At 64.9% G+C, this 22,161-nt stretch carries 18 protein-coding genes; 13 read left to right on the top strand and 5 right to left on the bottom strand.

Translation table 11 applies throughout. The features are described 5' to 3' along the window. Positions 1–15: 15 nt before the first annotated feature. Entirely contained in the window at positions 16–1,449 is a 1,434-nt protein-coding gene (locus P0D96_RS10680) for an aminotransferase-like domain-containing protein (RefSeq protein WP_132373790.1), read from the top strand. A 21-nt stretch (positions 1,450–1,470) separates the two neighbouring features. Continuing rightward, a complete protein-coding gene (locus P0D96_RS10685; protein ID WP_132373791.1) occupies positions 1,471–1,779 on the top strand; it encodes a winged helix-turn-helix domain-containing protein in 309 nt (102 codons plus the stop codon). Positions 1,780–1,844: 65 nt separating this feature from the next. Here the strand turns inward: P0D96_RS10685 and P0D96_RS10690 are convergent, their stop codons facing one another. Beyond that, positions 1,845–2,594: an SDR family oxidoreductase gene (locus P0D96_RS10690; RefSeq protein WP_408313352.1), complete on the bottom strand. Its 750-nt coding sequence runs from the start codon at positions 2,592–2,594 to the stop codon at positions 1,845–1,847. A 267-nt stretch (positions 2,595–2,861) separates the two neighbouring features. On the opposite strand from P0D96_RS10690, the gene P0D96_RS10695 reads away from it, so the two are divergent. Both P0D96_RS10695 and P0D96_RS10700 read left to right on the top strand, forming a co-directional pair. Next, on the top strand, positions 2,862–4,001 hold the full coding sequence (locus P0D96_RS10695; RefSeq protein WP_132373793.1) for a BMP family ABC transporter substrate-binding protein: 1,140 nt from the start codon (positions 2,862–2,864) through the stop codon (positions 3,999–4,001). Between the two features lie 43 nt (positions 4,002–4,044). Continuing rightward, positions 4,045–4,587, top strand: a complete 543-nt coding sequence (locus P0D96_RS10700; protein ID WP_408175816.1) for a nucleoside deaminase — start codon at positions 4,045–4,047, stop codon at positions 4,585–4,587. Between the two features lie 86 nt (positions 4,588–4,673). Here the strand turns inward: P0D96_RS10700 and P0D96_RS10705 are convergent, their stop codons facing one another. Continuing rightward, positions 4,674–5,252 carry a lysozyme inhibitor LprI family protein gene (locus P0D96_RS10705; protein WP_408313355.1) on the bottom strand — a complete coding sequence of 193 codons (579 nt, stop codon included), beginning with the start codon at positions 5,250–5,252 and terminating at the stop codon, positions 4,674–4,676. 309 nt (positions 5,253–5,561) lie between these two features. Between P0D96_RS10705 and P0D96_RS10710 the strand changes: the two genes are divergently transcribed. The 8 genes from P0D96_RS10710 to P0D96_RS10745 all read left to right on the top strand — a co-directional run bounded on the left by P0D96_RS10710 (position 5,562) and on the right by P0D96_RS10745 (position 13,408). After that, the gene (locus tag P0D96_RS10710) at positions 5,562–6,401 is read left to right on the top strand and encodes an SH3 domain-containing protein (protein ID WP_408313357.1); all 840 of its coding nucleotides are present in this window, start codon (positions 5,562–5,564) and stop codon (positions 6,399–6,401) included. A gap of 277 nt (positions 6,402–6,678) precedes the next feature. Beyond that, entirely contained in the window at positions 6,679–8,985 is a 2,307-nt protein-coding gene (locus P0D96_RS10715) for a putative bifunctional diguanylate cyclase/phosphodiesterase (RefSeq protein ID WP_408282978.1), read from the top strand. Between the two features lie 222 nt (positions 8,986–9,207). Continuing rightward, a complete protein-coding gene (locus tag P0D96_RS10720; protein ID WP_012433618.1) occupies positions 9,208–9,396 on the top strand; it encodes a hypothetical protein in 189 nt (62 codons plus the stop codon). Positions 9,397–9,522: 126 nt separating this feature from the next. After that, positions 9,523–10,923: an FAD-containing oxidoreductase gene (locus P0D96_RS10725; protein ID WP_408175822.1), complete on the top strand. Its 1,401-nt coding sequence runs from the start codon at positions 9,523–9,525 to the stop codon at positions 10,921–10,923. A gap of 27 nt (positions 10,924–10,950) precedes the next feature. Continuing rightward, positions 10,951–11,301 carry a cupin domain-containing protein gene (locus tag P0D96_RS10730; RefSeq protein ID WP_408282976.1) on the top strand — a complete coding sequence of 117 codons (351 nt, stop codon included), beginning with the start codon at positions 10,951–10,953 and terminating at the stop codon, positions 11,299–11,301. A gap of 136 nt (positions 11,302–11,437) precedes the next feature. Continuing rightward, positions 11,438–12,013 (top strand): TMEM175 family protein, encoded by a 576-nt coding sequence (locus P0D96_RS10735; RefSeq protein WP_132373799.1) that lies wholly within the window; start codon positions 11,438–11,440, stop codon positions 12,011–12,013. A 5-nt stretch (positions 12,014–12,018) separates the two neighbouring features. Beyond that, positions 12,019–12,825 (top strand): hypothetical protein, encoded by an 807-nt coding sequence (locus tag P0D96_RS10740; protein ID WP_408313464.1) that lies wholly within the window; start codon positions 12,019–12,021, stop codon positions 12,823–12,825. Positions 12,826–12,919: 94 nt separating this feature from the next. Beyond that, the gene (locus P0D96_RS10745) at positions 12,920–13,408 is read left to right on the top strand and encodes a metallophosphoesterase family protein (protein WP_408282973.1); all 489 of its coding nucleotides are present in this window, start codon (positions 12,920–12,922) and stop codon (positions 13,406–13,408) included. Between the two features lie 68 nt (positions 13,409–13,476). On the opposite strand, the gene proP is transcribed toward P0D96_RS10745, so the two are convergent. The 3 genes from proP to argA form a co-directional block, all read right to left on the bottom strand. Further along, a complete protein-coding gene (gene proP / locus P0D96_RS10750) occupies positions 13,477–14,979 on the bottom strand; it encodes a glycine betaine/L-proline transporter ProP (RefSeq protein ID WP_408313466.1) in 1,503 nt (500 codons plus the stop codon). Positions 14,980–15,699: 720 nt separating this feature from the next. Further along, positions 15,700–15,972, bottom strand: a complete 273-nt coding sequence (locus P0D96_RS10755; RefSeq protein WP_007181244.1) for an oxidative damage protection protein — start codon at positions 15,970–15,972, stop codon at positions 15,700–15,702. Positions 15,973–16,032: 60 nt separating this feature from the next. Then, the gene (argA, locus tag P0D96_RS10760) at positions 16,033–17,421 is read right to left on the bottom strand and encodes an amino-acid N-acetyltransferase (protein WP_132373802.1); all 1,389 of its coding nucleotides are present in this window, start codon (positions 17,419–17,421) and stop codon (positions 16,033–16,035) included. A 23-nt stretch (positions 17,422–17,444) separates the two neighbouring features. Here argA and hrpA point away from each other — a divergent pair, with 23 nt between their 5' ends. Beyond that, entirely contained in the window at positions 17,445–21,971 is a 4,527-nt protein-coding gene (gene hrpA / locus P0D96_RS10765; RefSeq protein WP_408313360.1) for an ATP-dependent RNA helicase HrpA, read from the top strand. Positions 21,972–22,161: the final 190 nt, after the last annotated feature.

The raw sequence follows: 22,161 nt of genomic DNA on the forward strand, positions 1-22,161 counted from the left end.
GTTTGACTCAGGTCCTTGAAACTGTACGAAAAACTCGCCGATGAAATGACCGAAGCCGTGCGCCGCGGGGTGTTCGCGGCGGGCGAGCGGATTCCGTCGGTGCGCCAGGCGAGCCAGCAGCACGGCGTCAGCATCAAGACGGTGTTGCACGCATACGCGTTGCTGGAAAGCCGTGGGATTGTCGAGACCCGTCCGCAGTCGGGCTATTTCGTGCGCGACGCCGCAGCGCGGGCAGTAGCGCTCGACGAACCGCGGCCCGGCCGCCTGTCAACACCGCAGACGCCGCCGGTGGCCGCCGCGGTGGACGTGAGCCGCCTCGTGCTGTCGACGTTGCGCAGCATCCGCGCGCACGACGCCGTGCCGTTCGGCTCGCCGTATCCGGATCCGTCGCTGTTCCCGTGGCGGCGCATCAACCAGTACGCGAACGCGATCGCGCGACGCCACGCGAGTTGGAACCTGATTGACGACCTTCCGCCGGGCAACCCCGAACTGATCCGGCAGATCGCCAGGCGCTACGCCGAGAACGGCGTGCCGGTCGATCCCGACGAAATCGTCATCACGCTCGGCGCGACCGAAGCGATCAACCTGAGCTTGCAGGCGGTCGCCAAACCCGGCGACACGGTGGCCGTCGAATCGCCGACTTATTACGCGATGCTGCATGCCATCGAGCGTCTGGGCATGCGCGCGATCGAGGTGTCCACGCATCCGGTGCACGGCATCGATATCGAGGCGCTCGCGCAGGTGATCGCCGAACAGAAGATCGCGGCGTGCATGGTGATGCCGAACTTCCAGAATCCGCTCGGTTTCCAGATGCCCGACACGCGCAAGCGGCAACTGGTCGAACTGCTCGCCGCGCACGAGATACCGGTGATCGAGAACGATGTCTATCAGGAGCTGTACTTCGGCGAGACGCGGCCGTCAACCTTGAAGAACTTCGACAAGAAAGGACTGGTGCTGCACTGCGCGTCGTTTTCGAAGAGCCTGACCGCGTCGTACCGGATCGGTTGGGCGCTGCCGGGACGCTATCGCGCGCAGGTCGAGAAGCTGAAGTTTCTCAATACGCTGACCACGCCGTCGGTGCCGCAAGTCGCGGTCGCGGATTATTTGCGGCAGGACGGCTACGACCGGCATCTGCGGCACGTGCGCAAGGTCTACCGGCAGCAGGCGAGCATCATGATGGCGATGGTGCAGCGGTTTTTTCCGGTCGGCACGCGTATGTCGACGCCGCAGGGCGGATACGTGCTGTGGGTGGAACTGCCCGAGCGCGTCGATTCGATGCGGCTTTACCAGGCGGCGCTTGCGCGCAGCATCACGGTCGGGCCGGGCATGATGTTTTCGACGCGCAACGATTTCCGCCACTTCATCCGGCTCAACTACAGCTATCCGTGGACGGCGCAGACCGAAGCGGCTTTGAAGACGTTGGGTGAACTGGTCACACAGATGGCATAAGAGAACGAGGAGACATTCACCATGGAAGACGACGAACTCGATCCGGTGCTGGCCGCCGTGCTGACGCAACTGTGGCGCGCGCATCGGGAAACGCCGGGCGGCGCGTGGTCGCTCGCCAAACTGTCGAAGCAGGCGGGCGTGCCGATGAGCGGCTTGCGGCGGCACTTGACGGCGCTCGTCGACGGCGGTCTGGTGGACACCACCTTCAACGAAGAAGGTACAGGCACGGCGCGCCTGAGCGAACTCGGCGAAAGTCTATGTGCCGACTTGTTCGGCGATGGCGAGTTGCCCGATGACGACGAGGCGGATCCGTCGCCGAAGCTTCACTGAAGCGCGTCGCGCGTGACTGGGCGACAGATCGGCGAGCCGCGTGCGCGGCTCGCCTGAGCGCGAGCTTAAAGCTGGCTCATACCGCCATCGGCGATGATTTCCGTGCCGACGATGAACGCCGATTCCGGCGCCGAAAGATGCAGCACGGTCGAGGCGATTTCTTCCGGCGTGCCGAAGCGGCCGACCGGCACCTGGCCGAGAATCTGCGCGGCGGTGGCTTCGAGCGCGGCGGCGTCGAGACCGAGCTTGCCGTACAGCGGCGTTTGCACCGGGCCGGGGCTCACCACATTGACGCGCACGCCTTGCGGCAGCAATTCCGACGACAGCGTCTTCGCCAGCGAAATCACGGCGGCCTTGCTCGCCGCATACACGGACGACGCCGGCATACCGATATGCGCATTGATCGATCCGTTGATCACGATCGAGGCGCCGCGATTGAGCAACGGCAACAGTGCCTGAATCTGGAAGTAGGCGCCCTTGACGTTGGTGTTGAACATCGCGTCCCAGAAGGCTTCGTCGACATCCGGGAACGGCGCGAATTTCGCGGTGCCGGCGTTGACGAACACCGCGTCGAGCCGGATGCCGGCGGCGCTGATCGCGGCGGCCAGTTCACGCGCCGACGCCACCGAGCCGGCGTCGTTGCGCACCGCGACGGCGTCGGCGCCGAGCGCCAGTCTGGCCGTTTCGAGCGCATCGGCGTCGCGGCCGGTGATGACCACACGGGCGCCTTCGTGGGCGAATGCCTTGGCGGCTGCGAAGCCGATGCCGCTGCTGCCGCCGGTGACGAGAACCGACTTACTTTGGAAGCGAGTCATTTTGAATCTCCGAAAGAGTGTTGCGGGTTGGTGAGAGTCATAGTGCGCCTGTGCGAGATGCTTGCCGTACCACTTCTCCGATGCACTCGTTCGAAGTCATCGAACATGTTTCCTGGGCACCCAGAATACTCGATTCGTTATAGACGAGATAACGAATAATAATTTTTCCGCTGAAATTGACCTTCGAATATGGCCCCCTATGCTGGAGCCTTGCCCGGGTTATCCCGAGCGCTGGGGCAGGCACCTTCAACCATCTTCGGAGAATCCATGAAAACAACGCTGGCGCGAGCGCTGCATCATTCACTGCGCATCAAAACCGTCCGAACCGTCCGCACGCTCATTTCAGCGACGCTTGGCGCGAGCCTGGCATTCAGTGCCGCGGGGGCGTCGGCCGCCGCCACGCAGCCGATCGGCATTGCCTTCGTCTATCTCGGCAATCCCGGCGACGCCGGCTGGACCTACGCGCACGAACAGGGCGTGAAAGCGCTCGAAGCGAAATTCGGCGACAAGGTCAAGGTGACGCGCGTCGAGAACGTGCCGGAGTCGGCGGATTCGGAGCGCGTGTTCCGCGATCTGGCGTCCAAGGGCAACAAGATCGTGGTGGGTTCGAGCTTCGGCTTCCAGGATTTCGAACTGAAGGTCGCGAAGGACTTCCCGGACGCCGTGTTCGAACATGCCACCGGCTACAAGAAGGCCGCCAACTTCGCCACCTACGACGTGCGCACCTATCAGAGCGCTTACCTGGCAGGTCTCGTCGCGGGCTATACGACCAAGTCGAATACACTCGGCTTTGTCGGCTCCGTGCCGGTGCCCGAAGTCGTGCGCAACATCAACGCGTTCACGATGGGCGCACGCTCGGTCAATCCGAATGCGCGCGTGAAGGTGGTATGGATCAACAGCTGGTTCGATCCGGGCCGCGAAAAGCAGGCTGCCGAAACGCTGATCGGCCAAGGCGCCGACGTGCTGATCCAGAACACCGATTCGACGGCGACCATGCAGACCGCCGAGCAGAAGAAGGTGCATGCGTTCGGCTGGGACTCGGATATGAAGAAGTTCGGGCCGAACGCGCAACTCGGCGCATGCGTGAGCAACTGGGGCGTGTACTACACGCATCTGGTGGATCAGGTGATGGCGGGCACATGGAACAACTCGCCGGTGTGGTGGGGGCTGAAAGAGAAAGCGATCGATCTCGCCGACATCAACACCGACGCCGTATCGCCGGCCGCACAAAAGGCCTTGAGCCAGAAGCGCGACGACATTATCTCCGGCAAGTTCAATCCGTTTGCCGGTCCGATCATGGATCAGTCCGGCGCGGTGAAGGTCGCCGCCGGCAAGTCGCTGAGCGATCCGGAACTGCTGCGTTTGAACTGGTTCGTGCAAGGCGTAGATGGCTCGCTGCCCAAGTAGAAATTTACTTCGCTAATCTAACTACTATTCAAGGAGATCGCCAGTGAGTCTGACCGTTTCGACGGAGGCCGCCGCCGCGGCCGCGAACTATCCGCCGCAGGGTTTGACGCCCACGCACGAACAGATCGTGCGGCATCTGCGGCATTCGAGCCGGGTGGCCGAGCGGGCGACGCTGCTAGGACATCATCCGTTCGGCGCGGTGCTGGTCGGGCCGGACCAGGAGACCGTGCTGATGGAGCAGGGCAACGTCGACACGGTGAATCACGCCGAGTCGGTGCTGGCGCGCGTGGCGGCGTTGAACTTCACGCCCGAGTATTTGTGGAGTTGCACGCTGTACACGTCGGTCGAACCTTGCTGCATGTGCGCCGGGACGATGTATTGGGCCAACATCGGCCGGGTCGTGTTCGGCATGACCGAGAAGCGCTTGCTGGAAGCAACCGGCGATCACGCCGAGAATCCGACCATGAGCGTGGACTGCCGGTATGTCTTCGATCATTGCCAGAAACCAGTCGAGGTGGTCGGGCCGGTGCCCGAGGTGGAAGCCGAGGTGATGGAAGTTCAGCGCAGATTCTGGAGCGGCCGGTAGCAGTGCTTTTCCCCCTTCGCGGGAGAACGACCACCTTGCACGCATGCTGGCGTGGCGGCGCTCCGCCAGCATGCGCATCACCTTTCTCATTGCGCGGCGTCCGCCTGCATCTCCGCCGGTGCGAGCATCGCGACGCCGCAGAACCAGTCGCCGCCACGCGCTTGATGTTTCCACTGACCGCTGGTCTCCCTGAGCACGGTGGAACACTGCTCGTTCACCACGATCCCCGGATTCGCTGCCGTGCACTGACGCATCGCCACCTCGGTGGGCTGCGCGGGCGCCATGAGCGGCCTGCGCCGCGTGTCCGGTTCAACCGGCGTAGCGGACGGCGGCGGCGTTCCGGCTTGCATGCTGTCGATCAGTTTCCGCAGTTCTTCGATACGCGTCGCGTACCACGTCCCCAGACACGCCGCATCGCGGCAGTTCGCTTCACGCCATGCCCACTTGCTGTCGCTGTCGGTGAGAAAGGCCCGCCGGTTGGTGACCCGACGACGCGCTTTCCAGTACAGTTGCCCCAGCGTGTCGTCGAGCTTCGAGAGCGCGGGGTCGTTGCAGATCATCTTCTCCGTTAGCGAGCGCCCCCTGTTGCAGTCGAAGCTGGTGGCGTGGGCGAATGGCTGCGCGAGCATCAGCGCGGCGATCAGAAGTGGGCGGATTCTTGTCATGGCGGTCCCGGCAGTGCATGGCTTTTTCATGCAATGGATGATCAGCCGAGTCGCCGGAATACGGACGACCGAAAAACGCGTGAGTTCACGTGGGTGGTTACCAAATCTTGCCTCACCGGGACGGCAGGAATCGACGCGAGAGGTTGACCAAACGCTTTCAGGCATGTGCCGTGCAACTCGCCTGTGAGCCGACGCACCGCGCATGGCAATGCGGCGTGCGTTGCAGGGACCGGAAGCAGGACTCACCACAAGCAGGACAGGCCGCCAACACCTGGCAACACCAACGCGGCCCTTGAAACGGGAGAAAGAATGAAACAACAACTCGTTCGTTGTCTGTATGCGGCGGCCGGCGTGCTTGCGTTGCCCGCTGTAGCTGGCGCGCAGTCGCAGGCTTATACCAACACTACCGTCAACGTTCGCGCGGGTCCGGCGCCGGATTACCCGATCGTGGTGCAATTGCCGCGCGGTGTGCCATTGAGCGTCATGGGCTGCATCAGCAACTATCAATGGTGCGATGTCGCCGCGCCGAACTTGCGCGGCTGGGTCTATGCAGGGTCGCTCAGTTATCCCTACCAGGGCGCCAACGTACCGGTGATGAACTACGGCACGGTGATCGGGCTGCCGATCGTGACGTTCTCGATCGGTACGTACTGGGGCAACTATTATCGCGGCCGGCCCTGGTACGGCCAGCAATCGCGCTGGGCGCATCATTCGCCGCCACCTCCGCCGCGGCCCGGCGCGGGACGGCCACCGGGGCACGGCGGAGGAAGGCCACCGGGCGGACCGCCACCCGGGCACGGCGGAGGAAGACCGCCGGGTGGGCCGCCACCGGGGCACGACGGAGGAAGACCGCCGGGCGGGTCGTCACCGGGGCATGGCGGAGGAAGGCCATCGGGTGGTCAGCCACCGGGGCATGGCGGAGGAAAGCCATCGGGTGGCCAGCCGCCGGGGAATGTTGGCGGGCGGCCACCGGGTGGCCAACCGCAGGGCAATGCCGGTGGCCGGCCTCAAAGCGGTCATTCTAAAGGTGGCGGAGACAGGCCGCCGGGCGGCGGCAACGGCGGTAACGGTGGCGGAGGACACGGAGGCGGCGGAGGCGGCGGTGGTGGTGGCGGAGGCGGCGGCCGTCCACCGGATCAGCATAGCTGATCGCGCTCATGCGCAAGTCGCCGCAGCGTGTTCCAGCGCGATTCGGGTTCCGCCTGCGCCACAGGCGGTAGAGGAGCCCGAAACCCGGCCCGCGCGGCGCCCGCCCACGGCGTCATCACCCGCTCCAGCATGGCCATTGGGCCGTTTGACCCAGCGATCAACCGGCCCAATTAGCCAACCCGTCTGCGACACGCGACGAATTAAATTCGCCGGCCTCGCGTAAACCCCCGTGTGCCGCGTACACTAACTTGCCGATGTCGGGTTAGGGGGCGCACATATGACTTGCGAAGCGACATCAGAAAACACGCTGGGAGCAGCGCCTGAAGGCCGCTATGGATCGAATCTCGCCGAAGGGGTGCTGGCGTCGGAGCGCACGGTGTTGCGGTTGATCACCCGCAACACGCCGCTGCCGGAATTGCTTGACGAAGTATGCCGCCGCGCGGAAGCGCTGCTGGGGGAAGGCGCGTCCTGTTCAATCCTGTTGCTCGACCCCGACGGCGTGCACACCAGAGTGGGCGGCGCGCCGTCGCTGCCGGCGCACTTCAGCGCGGCGATCGACGGCGCCGCGATCGGCCCACGGGTGGGCTCGTGCGGCACCGCGATGTACGAGCGGCGTCTCGTCGTCGTCGAGGATATCGAAACCGATCCGCTGTGGGCCGACTTCCGGCACCTCGCGTTGCCGCTCGGCCTGCGGGCCTGCTGGTCGGTGCCCTTTGAAAACGATTCCGGCGTGGTGCTCGGCGCCTTCGCGGTGTACTACCGCGTGCCGCGCCGTCCGAGCGCCGAGGAAGAGGCGATGCTGCGCGACATCGGTCACAGCGTCGGTCTCGCCGTGCATCAGGACACCATGGTTCAGCGCCTCGCGCACAGCGAGGAGCATCACCGGCTGGTGGTCGATCACCTGATCGAAGGGATCGTGGTGCAGTCGCGCGGGGGTATCGTGCTCGCCTGCAATCCGAGCGCGCAGCGCATTTTGCGCGCGACCCCGCAGATCGTCGGCCGTAGTATTCATACGGTGATGGTGCGCGCGTATCACGAGGACGGCTCGCTCGTCGCCGATACGGCTCGCCCGACCGCCCAGGTGCTGGCAACCGGCAAACCCGTGCTCGGCGTCACGATCGGCGTGGAGCTGATCGGCGGCGACATCGTCTGGATCACCGAGAACGTCGTGCCGATCATCAAGCCGGGCGAGAGCGAACCCAGCTCGGTGCTGATTTCGTTCACCGACATCGGACCCGTGCGCGAGGCGCAGCGCCAACTCAAGTTCCTCGCCACCCGTGATTCGCTCACCGGCCTCTACAACCGCGCCTATCTCACCGAGCGGATGCGCGATCTGTTCACGCCGGACATGTCGTCCGGCATGGGCGAGCTGGCGAGCGTCGCCGTGCTGTTCGTCGATCTGGACGGCTTCAAGAAAGTCAACGACACCGCCGGTCACGAGGCCGGCGACTCGCTCCTGTGCAGCGTGGCGGAGCGCCTCTCGGCGTGCATCTCGGCCGAGGACACGCTCGCGCGCGTGGGCGGCGACGAGTTCGTGATCGTGGTCAGCGCGTATGAAAACACCGGGCATCTGATCGGCCTCGCGCGCCGCATCCTCGACATGATCGCGGTGCCGTTCGCGGTGGCGGACAACGAGTACTACCTGGGCGCGTCGATCGGCATCAGCCGCTTTCCCGAAGACGGCCAGGACGTCGCCACGCTCATGCGCAACGCCGATTCGGCGATGTATCACGCCAAGCAGCGCGGCCGCAACAACTTCCAGTTCTTCACCGCCGAGCTGAATCAGCATCTGCAGCGCCGCTTCACGATCGAGCAATCGCTGCGGCGCGCGCTCGCCGCCAACGAACTGAGCCTCGTGTACCAGCCGATCGTCGATAGCCACGACGGCCGCACGATCGGCGCGGAGGCGCTCCTGCGCTGGTACAACAGCGAGCTGGGCAACGTGTCGCCGGGGGAATTCATCCCGGTGGCCGAAGATGCCGGGCTGATCGTCGAGATCGGCGACTTCGTGCTGGCGCGGGCCTGCGAGCAGGTGGCGCAATGGCGCCGCACGCTGGCGCCGGAGCTGATTGTCGCGGTGAATCTGTCGCCGCGGCAATTCAACGACGGCCTGGTGGAGCGGATCGAACGCTGTCTCGCGCAGTCCGGGCTCGAACCGACGGCGCTGGAGCTGGAGATCACGGAGCGGCTGCTGATGAGCGACAGCGAAACCGTCCTGCCGATGCTGAGCGCACTGAACGCCATGGGCGTGCGCATTTCCGTCGACGATTTCGGCACCGGCTATTCATCGTTGTCGTATCTGAAGCGCTTCCCGCTGCATAACCTGAAAATCGACCGCTCGTTTGTCGCGGGGCTGCCGGATCATCGCGATTCGATTGCGATTACGCAGGCGGTGGTGGCGATGGCGCACTCCCTCGGCATGAACGTCACTGCCGAAGGGGTGGAAACCGCCGAACAGGCGGCGTTCCTGCGCGCGATCGATTGCGACAAGCAGCAGGGCTATCTTTACAGCCGTCCGGTCGGGGCAAGCGCGTATGCCCGCGCTTTGTGGGACGCGCAACTCAACGTGGCCGACGCCTCCTGAATCCGGCTGCGACCCGCATGCAAGCCCGGACGCCTTGCCGGGCCTGCGAATGCGGGCTTTCGCCGGGTGCGGCCGTGGGCAGCCGGATTCGATTGTTCGGTTTGACAAACAAGTGACTTCGCGTTCCCGGTATTTATCCGCGAGGTCGGTCTCCCTAAAATGCTCCCATCGAAAGGTAAATTGAGTGCGATGCCGAATCGGCATCGTGCGATGGGAGTTGTCATGCCAGCTTTAATCAGAGACCAGCTTTATCGGCCGTCGGTGGTCTTACCGATGGTCGCCCTCATGCAGGTGATGGTGTCGCAGGATTTCAATCTCGGCCAGGTCGGCTGGGTAATGGCGTCCCGCGGCGCGCAGGCCGCGCTGCAACGTTCGCGCGAATTGATCTGCGCCGTGCATTGCCACGCCTGAGCAAAACAGACGGAAAACAGCAGTCATCCGCAACAATCCGCGGCAGTAGTGAGCGGCACAACATGGTGATTCCAAGGGCGAAGGGTAAGATGCTACGACCAGCACCCCAGCCTCGGGAGAGTTGCCATGCCACAGCACTTCGACGCAGTTGTGATCGGTACGGGACAAGGCGGCTCACCGCTCGCCGTGCGTCTCGGTCAAAGCGGCCGCAAAACCGCGGTCATTGAACGGGCTGCCTTTGGCGGCACCTGTGTGAACGTCGGCTGCACGCCGACCAAATCCTATGTGGCGAGCGCCCGCGCGGCGCATGTCGCGCGTCATTGCGCGGAACTCGGCGTGCAGGTGGGCGGCGCGATCAGCGTCGACCTGGCCGCGGTCAAGGCGCGCAAGGACGAGATCATCGGGCAGTCGCGCGACGGCGTCGAGAAATGGCTGCGCGGCACGAAGAACGTGAGCGTGTTCAAAGGCCACGCGCGCTTCACCGAACCGCATGCGCTCGCTATCAGCGGGCCTGACGGCAACCTGCTCGACGAGATCAGCGCCGACGAAATCTTCATCAATACAGGCACGCGCGCCGTCGTGCCGCCGCTCGACGGGCTCGAGCGGATTCGCTACTACACCAACTCCAATTTGCTCGACCTGACCGAATTGCCGAGTCATCTGGTGATCGTCGGCGCGAGTTATATCGCGCTCGAATTCGCGCAGATTTTTCGCCGCTTCGGCAGCCAGGTGACCGTGCTGGTGCGCGGCGAGCGCCTGCTCACCCGCGAGGACGCCGATTTCGCCGATTCCGTGCACAAGGTGCTGGCCCGCGAGGGCGTGGAGTTCCGCTTCGGCGTGCAGCCTTCACGGGTCGAGCCGCATCCGCATCGCGAGAACGAAGTGTGCATCGGCTTCGAGCAGAACATCCCCGCGCTCGAAGCGTCGCACCTGCTGTTCGCGACCGGCCGCGAGCCGAATACCGACGACCTCGGCCTCGCGGCCGCCGGCATCACGACGGACAAACACGGCACGATTCCGGTCGATGGCCAGTTGCGCACCAACGTGCCGGGCGTCTGGGCGATCGGCGACGTCAACGGGCGCGGCGCGTTCACCCACACCTCCTACGACGACTATCAGATCGTCGCGGCCAATCTGCTCGACGGCGGCTCGCGCAGCGTCGATACGCGGATCATGACGTATGCGGTATTCGTCGACCCGCCGCTCGCACGTGTCGGCGCCTCGGAGGCCGAGGTGCGCAAGGCGGGCCGCGACGCGCTGATCGCCACCATGCCGATGACGCGAGTGGGCCGCGCGCGCGAACGCGGCGAGACCGACGGCTTCATGAAGGTGATGGTCGACAAGGAGAGCAAGCAGATTCTCGGGGCGGCGATTCACGGCATTGAAGGCGATGAGGCGCTGCACACGTTCATCGACATCATGACGGCGGGCGCGCCGTATCCGACGCTGGAGTATGCGATGCATATCCACCCGACCATCAGCGAACTGGTGCCGACCTTGCTCGATGGACTCAAGCCCATGAAGTGAGCGGCGCACACAAGCGGAGCACACACGGTGCAGCGCGCAATCAGAAGCGGCAATCTGTTCGACGACCGGGCATCAGCGGGTGCGGACGAGCAGGTCGACACGTTCGTGGAGCAGGGCGGCGTGAGCATCGAGCGGATCGTCTCGATGGGGCATGCCAGCCCGCCGGGCTTCTGGTACGACAGTCCGCGCGCCGAGTGGGTCGTGCTGCTGAGCGGCGCGGCGGCGCTCGAATTCGAAGGCGAGGCCGAGCCGCATCGGATGAAGGCCGGCGATCACGTGCTGATCGACGCGCATTGCCGGCATCGGGTGGCATGGACGAGCGATCAGGAGCCCAGCGTGTGGCTCGCCGTCTACTACCCGGACGGCGCTTCAGCCTGAGCGCGGCACGCTGGCGATCGATCAGGCGCATCGACAAAGCGTTGGGCCATCGCGGATAATCGGCAACGGCGCGGGTCGTCTGCGGAATGCGGGCGAACGGTGCGCGCAACCGCATTCATCATCAGGAATCCAACCGATGGGCAAGGGACGTGTCGAAGCCTTCAGCGATGGCGTGATCGCCATCATCATCACGATCATGGTGCTCGAGTTGAAGGTGCCGGAAGGCTTCGATCTCGCCGCGCTGCGTCCGGTGCTCCCCGTGTTCTGCGCGTACGTGCTGAGCTTCATCTACGTCGGCATCTACTGGAACAATCATCATCACATGTTCCATGCCGTGCAGAAGGTCAACGGCGCGGTGCTGTGGGCCAATCTGCATCTGCTGTTCTGGCTGTCGCTGCTGCCGGCCGTCACGCATTGGGCCGGCGAAAACCATCTGGCCTCCTGGCCGACCGCGATGTACGGCGTCGTGCTGTTCATGTCGTCGATCGCGTATTTCATTCTGACGGGCGTGCTGATCCGCGAGCACGGCGGGGACTCGACCCTCGCCAAAGCGGTCGGCAACGACTTCAAGGGCAAGGTCTCGGTCGTGATTTATCTGGCGGGCATTGCGCTGGCGTTTGTCGCGCCGTGGGTTTCGGCCGCGCTCTATACGCTGGCTGCCGCGTGGTGGCTGGTTCCGGACCGGCGCATCGAACACCTGCTGGAATCGTAAGCTTGCTGCTCGCGCTCAAAGTCGTACTGGTGCCCGCGTTTCTCGCTGCGCTGACCGTTGCGGGGCGCGTGTGGGGGCCGTCAGTGGCGGGGTGGCTCGCGGGGCTGCCGGTAGTCGCCGGGCCGATCGTGTTGCTGCTCGCGCTGGAGCGCGGTCCGTCGTTCGCGGCGCAGGCGTCGGTGGCCTCGATCGCGGCGATTGCCGCGTCGGAAGCCTTCAATTTTGCGTATGCGTGGGCTTGCCGGCGTGTCGCGTGGCCGCTCGCGCTGGTCGTCGGCATGGTGGGCTGGGTCGGCGTGGCCATTCTGCTCACGCAGCTTCCGGCCGGACTTGCATGGGCGGTGGCGGCGGCCTGTGTCGCCGTGGCGGTGTCGCAAAGCGGCTTGCCGCGCGTGACTGGTCACGTGCCGGCGGCGCGCCTCGGACTCGGCGACCTCGCCGTGCGCATGCTCGCCGGCGCATTGCTGACGGTCGCGGTGACCACGCTGTCCGCGTCGCTGGGCGCGACCTGGAGCGGACTGCTGTCGGTGTTTCCCTTGCTCGGCATCGTGCTCGCGGTGTCGGCGCAGCGCGCGCACGGCGCGGACTTCGTCGCTTTGCTGATGCGCGGCATGGTGACCGGCCGCGCCTCGTTCGCGGCGTTCTTCGCCGTGACCGCTACGATGCTGCCGCGGTATGGCGTGTGGCTGAGCTTCGCATGCGCGGCGCTGGTCTCGATCGTCGTGCAGGGCGCGACGCGGCGGATGCTCAACGCGGAGCGGCCGGTGCAGCGCGTGCCGCATGAGCTCGCGGAGCAGCAGTCGGCGGATTGAGCGCACCGGTTCAACGCAGTTCGAAGCACGCGGAACACTTGCTCATGCGAAACGACAGCGCACGCCGTCCGCTCATTTGCCCGATACTTCCAACATGACTTTGCGCACCCCACAATCCACACACACCCGAATCGGCCTGATCTCCGACACGCACAATCTCGTGCGTCCCGAGGCCTTGCAGTACCTCGCCGGTTGCGACGCGATCATTCACGCGGGCGATATCTGCAACGAGGCGGTGCTCGAAGCGCTCAGGCGGATTGCACCGCTCACGGCAGTGCGCGGCAACAACGACACCGGCGACTGGGCCGCGTCGCTGCCGACACACACCACGCTGACCGTGCAGCAAGTGACGATTCTCGTCGTGCACGACATCGCCGACGTGGGCGCCGATCCGCGCAGCCAGGGCATCAACGTGGTGGTGACGGGCCATTCGCACAAGCCATTGATCAGCGAGCGCGACGGCGTGCTGTTCGTCAATCCGGGCAGTGCCGGGCCGCGGCGCTTCAAGCTGCCGATTTCGGCGGGCATCTTGATCGTCGAAGGCGCTCACGCCAGCGCGAGCTTCGATTCGCTGGTGCCATAAAAAAACGGGCCGGCAATTTTGCCGGCCCGTTCTCTAACAACTCGCACTAACAGTCGAACAACTCGCCCTTAGGCGCGCGCCGTAGCCGTTGCCGCATAGCCTTCGTCCATCTCTTCGGCTTCACGCTCGCCGCGCAGCACGGCATGCGCTTCCGCGCGCGTGGCCACGCACGGGCCCGAGCCGAGCAGCGGCTTGCGGGCGGTTTCGCGCAGCGCCATCACCGAGACGATGCCAATCAGCGACGCGCCCATCAGATAGTACGCGGGCATCATCAGATTGCCGGTACGGTCGACCAGCCATGCCGTCACGAGCGGCGTCGTACCGCCGAACAGCGATACCGAGATATTGAAGCCGATCGCGAGCGCGCCATAGCGGATCCGGGTCGGGAACAGCGCAGGCAGCGCCGACGGCATCACGCCGGTAAAGCACGACAGCAGCACGCCGAGAATCATCAGGCCGCCGAACACCGGCAGCACCGTGCCCATGCGGATCAGCAGCAGGGCGGGAATCGACAGTGCGAACAGACCCACGCAACCGAACAGCATCACGGGCTTGCGGCCGATCGTGTCGGACAGACGGCCGGCCGCGAGCGTCATCGGCATCATCAGCACCATCACGAGCAACACGAGGAACAGGCCGTGCGTTTCGTTGAAGTGCAGCGTGGCCGACAGATAGCTCGGCAGATACGAGAGCGCCATGTAGTCGGTGACGTTGAAGATCAGCACGAGGCCGACGCACAGCAAGAGCGGCTTCCATTGCTGCATGAGCAACTCGCGGAACGACTGCTTCGGCACGGCCTTGTCTTCAGCTTCGCGTTGCTCGGCCTGCTTCTTGAACGCGGGTGTTTCTTCGAGCTTCATCCGGATATACAGACCCACCAGACCCAGCGGGCCGGCGATCAGGAACGGCACACGCCAGCCCCACGAAAGCAGCGCATCGTTCGAGAGCGTCGCGGTCAGCACGGCCACCGTACCCGCGCCGAGCACATAGCCGATCAGCGTGCCGAATTCGAGGAAGCTGCCCATGAAGCCGCGGCGCTTGTCGGTCGAGAATTCGGCAATGAAGGTCGCCGCGCCGCCGTACTCGCCGCCAGTCGAGAAACCTTGCACCAGACGCGCAACCAGCAGCAGCACCGGCGCGAAAATGCCGATCGTCGTGTAGCTCGGGATCAGACCGATCGCGAAGGTGCCAAGCGCCATCATGATCATGGTCATGGCGAGCACGCGCTGTCGGCCGATACGGTCGCCGAGCGGCCCGAACACCATGCCGCCGACCGGCCGCACGAGGAACGCCGCGGCAAACGTGCCGAACGTGGCGATCAACTGCGCAGCCGGACTGGCGGACGGGAAGAACACTTTGCCGAGCGTGACAGCGATGTAGCTGTACACGCCGAAATCGAACCATTCCATCGCGTTGCCGAGCGCCATGGCGCCGACGGCACGCTTGAGGAGAGATTTGTCGACGACGGTGATGTCGTCGAGAGAGAGGCGTTGTTCTTCTTTGTGGTGTCGCCAGAAGCCGTTGCTGGAAGCGGTCAAGGTGAAAACTCCAATGACTGCGACGAAACTCATGATGCGCATGAACGTTCCGCCACGGTTGCTGGGAGTGCAGTTTCGCGAGCAAGGCGAAAAGCGTCTCCGTCGCCGCTGAGGGCGATGGAGCTGGGCGCGATGGAAAGCAGAACGCCCGTGCCTCGCGAGACAGGTCGCGAAAAAACACTCGTCTAGATTGTGCTGACTGTTGCACCTGCGTGGCCGTGGAAGGGGGGCAGGTGCATGAGGACGCTGGGGTGGCTGAAAGCTGGCCCATGCGCCGCTGGAAGGCTTGAAACGAAAAAGGCCGGTGCTTTTATTCGCCGCTCATGTGGCCCACGAGGGGGCGCATGACACGGGGAAGCGACCGACGAGCCTTCTTGTATAAAAACTGTTCAGTTCGGGATGGCACACGCACTGCGCGCCAGATTGAAGAGAACGTGAATGAAGGTGAAATGCTGTTGGAACGAGGCACATGATAGCACGATAGCAGAGGATCGTGCAAACCCGATGTTCGGCGGGGGCCTTGGCGGGGGCGCTCAATCCCTTGCGGGGCGGGGGGTTGAGCGGATCCTGGCGGTCTGGAAAAGGGGCTTAAAACGGCGGGAAAATGTACCGTTTGGAGAATTCTTTCGGCGCTGCCGGGGCCGCGAATCTGGCAGCGTCGCCCCGGTCAATCTGGCGGCGTGTAGACGCGAAAAAAATCCGCGCACGCGGCGCGGATTTCGGTGATGCAGCCTGAAGCGCGAAAGCGTTCAGTTAAGCCGATGGCGGCACATAACCCTGCGCGGTGTCCGCGCCTTCGCCGAAGAAGAACTTTTCGGTCTGCTTCATCAGGTATTGGCGTGCGCGCGGATCAGCCATGTTCAGGCGGTTTTCGTTGATCAGCATGGTCTGCTGCTTCAACCAGGCCTGCCAGGCTTCCTTCGAGATGCTTTCGTAGATCCGCTTGCCGAGTTCGCCCGGCAGCGGCGGGAAATCGAGGCCTTCGGCTTCCTTGCCGAGCTTCGCGCATTGAACCATACGAGTCATGCTGTGCTTCTCCTAAAATCGGTGTGGGGGCGGGCAGTCGCTATATATATATAGGGCCGCTCAGAGCTGTTTCATCAGCACGAGCGACTTGCGCTGCCAGTTATAGAGTCGGCGGCGGTCTTCCGGCAGGTCGTCGACCGTGACTTTGACAAAGCCGCGTTTGAGGAACCAGTGTTCGGTACGCGTGGTGAGCACGAAAATGCGCGTCAGGCCGCGCGCCCGCGCGCGCTGCTCGATGCGCTTCAACAGTCGCTCGCCGTCGCCGGTGCCTTGCGCTTCGGGCGCGACCGTCAGGCACGCCATTTCGCCGATGCGCTCCTGCGTGTACGGATACAGCGCCGCGCAACCGAACAGCACGCCATCGTGCTCGATCACCGAGAAGTGGTCGATGTCGCGTTCGATCTGGTGACGGCCGCGCCGCACCAGCGTGCCGTCCGATTCGAGCGGCTCGATCAGCGCAAGAATGCCGCCGACGTCGTCCGGCGTGGCTTCGCGCAGGCTTTCGAGGTTCTCGTACGAGATCATCGTGCCCACGCCGTCGTGCAGGAACAGTTCGAGCAGCAGGCTGCCGTCGAGCGCGTAGGGGATGATGTGCGCCCGCGCCACGCCGCCGCGGCAGGCGCGGATCGAGTGCTTCAGATAGAAACCCGCGTCGCCGGTGACCTCGCCGCTTTCGTGCAGCTTGTAGGCGTCGTCGAGCGACAGTTCGCGCACCAGTTCGGGGCCGTTTTCGCCGGCTTCCATCAGGCCCGGCGTTTCGGTCAGGAACACGATCTTGTCGGCGCGCAGCGCGATCGCGGCCGCGGACGCCACGTCTTCCATGGCCAGATTGAAGGCCTCGCCGGTGGGCGAGAAGCCGAGCGGCGAGAGCAGCACCAGCTTGCGGCTCGCGAGCGAGTGGCGGATCGAATCGGCGTCGATCTTGCGCACCACGCCGGTGTGAGCGAAATCGACCCCGTCGAGAATGCCGACCGGCCGCGCCGTCACGAAGTTGCCCGACACCACGCTGATGTGCGCGTGCGCCATCGGCGTATTCGGCAAACCCTGGCTGATGGCGGCCTCGATATCCAGACGCACTTCGCCGGCCGCTTCTTTTGCGGACTCGAGCGCGCGCGCATCCGTAATTCGCATGCCGTGCGAAAACTCGGACTCCACGCCGTGCAGGCTCATCTGCTCCTCGACCTGCGGACGCGAGCCGTGCACCAGCACGATCTGGATGCCCATGGCCTGCAAGAGCGCGATGTCGGACACGAGCGCGTTCAGGAGCCCCTGATGCACCACCTCGCCGCCGAACCCGACGACGAACGTCTTGTTACGGAATGCATGGATGTAAGGGGCGACTGAACGCATCCAGTCGACGAATTGCGCGTGCTGGGCGAGATCTTCCGTTGCTCCGGCGGGGGCCGGAGCGCTCGCGGGCGCGGGGACGAGGTCGGTTTGGGAATTCATGCCGGGGATTATAATGCGCCCCCATGTCGAATGTACCCAAAAGTCCCGCTGCGGCGAACGAGAATCCGGCGCCGGCCGCCGATCAGGTGAAGGCCGGCGACGCGAAGCGCCGCGATGCGCAGGACGCCGAACGCAACGCGCCGCACACGGCGCGCGAGCCGCGGCGCGCCGCGGAAAATGCGCAGGCGTCGGCGCAGAGAAATAATCCGGGCCGTGAAGCCCGCGGTCAGGAAAGTGGCGACGTGGCGAAACACGCCGGAAGTGGCGAGTCGCAGCCGCCTCACGGCAAGGAAGGTCGAGGCCCGGGCCACAACCCGGGGCGTCCGCAGAAACAGAATGCGCCGCACGGCCAGCAGACGCAGCGAAGTGGCGATCGGCGTGCTCAGCCCGCGAATGTGCCGGGCGCGAATCAGCAGAAAGGCGGCGGTCGTGGCGATCAGCCGCGGCACGCATCGGCGCAAGGCGCGGAGCCGCGCCGCGAGTCCGGCGGCGCGCCCGCGCAAAAATCGCCAGCGGCGAGCGAAGCCGAGCGCAGCGCCGGCCGCCGCGAGCAGCAGCCGCCGCGCGAACCACGGCCGCCGCGCGCTCCACGTGTGGTCGAGCCCAATCCGATTCCGCCGATTACCTATCCTGAAGCGCTGCCCGTGTCGGGCCGTCGCGAGGAAATCGCCAAAGCCATCGCCCAGAATCAGGTGGTGATCGTCTGCGGCGAGACGGGCTCCGGCAAAACCACCCAGCTGCCGAAAATCTGCCTCGAACTCGGGCGCGGGCTCGGCGCGGGCGGCTCCGGTCTGATCGGCCACACGCAGCCGCGCCGGATCGCCGCGTCGGCGACGGGCCGCCGCATCGCCGAGGAACTCGGCACGCCGTTCGGCGAAGTGGTCGGCTACAAGGTGCGCTTCACCGACAATCTGTCGCCGGGCGCCTCCGTCAAGCTGATGACCGACGGTATCCTGCTCGCCGAAACGCAGACCGATCCTCTGCTGAAAGCGTACGACACGCTGATCATCGACGAGGCGCACGAGCGCAGCCTGAACATCGACTTTCTGCTCGGCTATCTGAAGGAAATTCTCGTCAAGCGCCCCGATCTGAAGCTGATCGTGACCTCGGCGACGATCGACGCGGACCGTTTCGCGCGCCACTTCGGCAGCGAAGAAAAGCCCGCGCCGGTGATCGAGGTGAGCGGGCGGCTTTATCCGGTCGAGGTGCGCTACCGGCCGGTCGCGGAAGACAGCCCGGCCGTGAAGGCCGCGGAAGGCAATGCGTCGTCCGCGCCGCGTGGCGACCGGCCGAAAAGCCAGCGCGAAACCGATCGCGATCTGATGGACGCGATCGTCGACGCCGTCGACGAACTCTGCCGCGAAGGCCCCGGCGACGTGCTCGTGTTCCTGCCCGGCGAGCGCGAAATCCGCGACGCCGCCGAGGCGCTGCGCAAGCACCATCCGCCGCACACGGAAATCCTGCCGCTGTTCGCGCGTCTTTCCGCGGCCGAACAGGAGCGCGTGTTCCGCACCTCGAACGCGCGCCGGATTGTGCTGGCCACCAACGTCGCCGAAACCTCGCTGACGGTGCCGGGCATTCGCTACGTGGTCGATACCGGCCTCGCGCGCGTAAAGCGCTACTCGTATCGCAACAAGGTCGAGCAGTTGCAGGTCGAATCGATTTCGCAGGCCGCCGCGAATCAGCGGGCCGGGCGTTGCGGGCGCGTGGCCGATGGCATCTGCATTCGCCTGTACGAGGAAAGCGACTACCAGGGCCGCGTGCGTTTTACCGATCCGGAAATTCTGCGCTCGTCGCTGGCGTCGGTGATTCTGCGCATGAAGTCGCTGCATCTGACGGCGATCGAGACCTTCCCGTTCATCGAGCCGCCGCCGGGCCGCGCGATCGCCGACGGCTATCAGCTGCTCAACGAACTGGGCGCCGTCGACGACGACAACCAGCTCACGCCGCTCGGCCGCGAACTCGCACGCCTGCCGCTCGACCCGCGCGTCGGACGGATGATTCTGGCCGCGCGCGACCAGCAGGCGCTCAAGGAAGTGCTGATCATCGCGAGCGCCTTGTCCGTGCAGGATCCGCGCGACCGGCCGATCGAAGCGCAGGAGCAGGCCGATCAGGCGCATCGCCGTTTCGCCGACGAGCGCTCCGAATTCCTGCAGTGGCTGAAAATCTGGAACTGGTTCGAAGAAGCGATTGCGCACAAGAAGTCGAACAAGCAGTTGCACGAGGAGTGCCGCAAGAACTTCCTGTCGCAACTGCGCCTGCGCGAATGGCGCGACGTGCACTCGCAACTGCTGACGGTGGTGCGCGAGCACGGCTGGCGGTTGAACGAAGCGGAAGCGACTTTCGAGCAGATCCATCTTGCGCTGCTGACGGGCTTGCTCGGCAATATCGGTCTCAAGGCCGACGACGAGCCGTATTACCTCGGCGCGCGCGGCATCAAGTTCTATTTGTGGCCGGGCTCGGCGCTGGTGAAGAAAGCCGGCAAGTGGGCGATGGCCGCCGAACTGGTCGAGACGAGCCGCCTGTACGCGCGTTGCATCGCGAAGATCGAGCCGGAGTGGATCGAGAAGATCGGCGCGCATCTGTTGAAGAAGTCGCTTTCCGAGCCGCATTGGGAAAAGCGCGCGGCGCAGGTCTCGGCGTTCGAACGCGCGGTGCTGTACGGCCTGCCGATCTATCACCGGCGGCGCGTGAGCTTCGGCAAACAGGATCCGGCGCGCGCCCGCGAGCTGTTCATTCGCGGCGCGCTGGTGGAAGGCGAGTTCGATACGAAGCTCGCATTCTTCGCGCACAACCGCAAGCTGCTCGCCGATATCGAGCAGCTCGAACACAAGTCGCGCCGCCAGGACGTGCTGGTCGACGACGAGCTGATTTTTGCCTACTACGATCAGGCGCTGCCGAAGGGCATTTACACCGGCGCGTCGTTCGAACGCTGGTATCGCGACGAGGTGAAAAAGAGCGGCCAGCCGGAAGACAAGCTGCGCCTGCTGTATCTGTCGCGTGATGATTTGATGCGGCACGAAGCCGCCGGCGTGACCACCGATCTGTTCCCGAAACGGATGACGATGGCGGGCGTCGAAATGGCGCTTACCTATCACTTCGAGCCGGGTTCGCCGCGCGACGGCGTGACGCTCGCGGTGCCGCTGTATGCGCTGAATCAGGTCGACGCGCGGCGCTGCGAATGGCTCGTGCCCGGCATGCTGAAAGAGAAGACGCAACTGCTCTTGAAGTCCTTGCCGCAGAAGCTGCGCCGTCATTGCGTGCCGCTGCCCGAGTACGCGGCGGGTTTCGTCGACCGGCATAGCGGTCCGCGTTTCGGGGCGGGCGGTTTGCTCGAGTCGCTGATCGCCGATATTCGCGAGCAGACCCAGGTCGCGATGAAGCAGTCGGACTTCAAGCTCGAGACCTTGCCGCCGCATCTGTTCATGAACTTCAAGGTCGTCGACGAGCATGGGCGTCAGCTAGCGATGGGCCGCAATCTGTCGCAACTGCGTGCCGAACTCGGCGGCCAGGCGCAGCAGCATTTCCAGAAGATCGCGTCGAGTGCGGCGGGCGCAGCGTTGGCGGACGCGGGCGGCGGCGGTGTCGCGACGCCGTCGCAAGCGTCCGGTGCGGCCGGTGGAGCGGCGCAGCGAGGCAAGGGCGCTGCCGCCCCAGGTCCGCAGACCGCGCCGCAAGCCGGCACTCAAGGCACGGCGCTGTATGAAAAGCTGACGACGTGGAACTTCGGCAAGCTCCCCGAGTTGCTCGAAATCCGCCGGGGCGGGCAGACGCTGTTTGGTTATCCGGCGCTGGTGGATCGCGGCACGCACTGCGACGTCGAAGTGTTCGATTCACCGGACGAAGCCGCGCGGATTCATCGCGCGGGATTGCGCCGGCTGTTCGCGTTGCAGCTGAAGGAGCCGATCAAGTATCTGGAAAAGAATCTGCCGGGCTTGCGCGAAATGGCGATGCAGTTCATGCCGCGCGGCACGCAGGAAGAGTTGCGCGACCAACTGATTGACACCGCGCTCGACCGCGCCTGTCTGCAAGACCCGTTGCCCGACGACGACGCCAGTTTCCACACGCGCCGCGACGAAGGCCGTAGCCGCCTGACGTTACTGGCTCAGGAAATTGCCCGGCTGGTCGGGCAAATTCTGAGCGAATACGCGACGGTCGCGAAGAAGCTGGTGCAGGCGAAGTCGTTCACGGCGGCGCACGCCGATCTGCAGAACCAGCTCGACGGACTGATCGGCAAGCGCTTCGTGGTCGACACGCCGTACGCGCAACTGGCGCATTTCCCGCGCTATCTGAAAGGGATCGCGCTGCGCATCGACAAGCTGAAGGCGGACCCCGCGCGCGACGCGCGGCAGTTCGCCGAATTCCAGCCGCTGCTGCAGAACTATCAGCGCGCGGTGGCGCAACGCGGCGGCGTGCTCGATCCGCGCTTGTCGGAGTTCCGCTGGCTGCTGGAGGAGTTGCGGATCTCGCTGTTTGCGCAGGAGTTGCGTACGCCGATGCCCGTTTCGGTGAAGCGGCTTTACAAGGTGTGGGAGTCGATGCAGCGCTGATCGACGTGAGGGGCGAGGGCGCGCTGTGCGCTGCCGCCTCATGCGGGTGGCTTCGGTTATGGCCCGGCTGCCCTTCGCGGCGCGGATAAAAACGCGCGCGCCGCCATGCCTTGTGGGAATGACGGCGCGCGCAGAACGGCGCGGGGCTTTTGTCGGTCCCGCGCTCGTCGCACCTGCAACGTCGATGGCC

It is taken from the genome of Paraburkholderia sp. RL17-347-BIC-D, from assembly GCF_046027915.1.
Classification (GTDB): Bacteria; Pseudomonadota; Gammaproteobacteria; order Burkholderiales; family Burkholderiaceae; genus Paraburkholderia.